Origin of the sequence: Rhodococcus sp. PAE-6, from assembly GCF_025290685.1 — a bacterium.
Lineage (GTDB): Bacteria > Actinomycetota > Actinomycetes > Mycobacteriales > Mycobacteriaceae > Rhodococcus > Rhodococcus pyridinivorans.
On record NZ_JAOCLZ010000134.1, the window covers coordinates 1 to 267 of the forward strand.

At 66.3% G+C, this 267-nt stretch carries 1 protein-coding gene; it reads left to right on the top strand.

Translation table 11 applies throughout. The features are described from left to right. Positions 1 to 267 (top strand): transposase (locus NVV99_RS26525; RefSeq protein ID WP_260783304.1); only part of this gene is annotated, 267 nt, incomplete at both ends.

Genomic DNA, 267 nt, shown 5'->3' on the forward strand with positions numbered 1-267 from the left:
CGATCGGTGTCGCGATGCCGGCATCGACGACGACGTCGAGTTCGCGACCAAACCCGAACTGGCACAGTCGATGCTCGAACGCGCACTCGATGCCGGTATTCCGTTCGGGTGGGTTACTGCCGACGAGGCCTACGGGCAGGTCGGCCGGCTGCGGATGTGGCTCGAATCCCGCGGAGTGGCGCACGTACTCGCGGTGCCGAAAACGCAGATGGTGGTGTCGATGCAGTTGCGGCAGCGCCGCGCCCACACCGTGATCGCCGAGCTCGA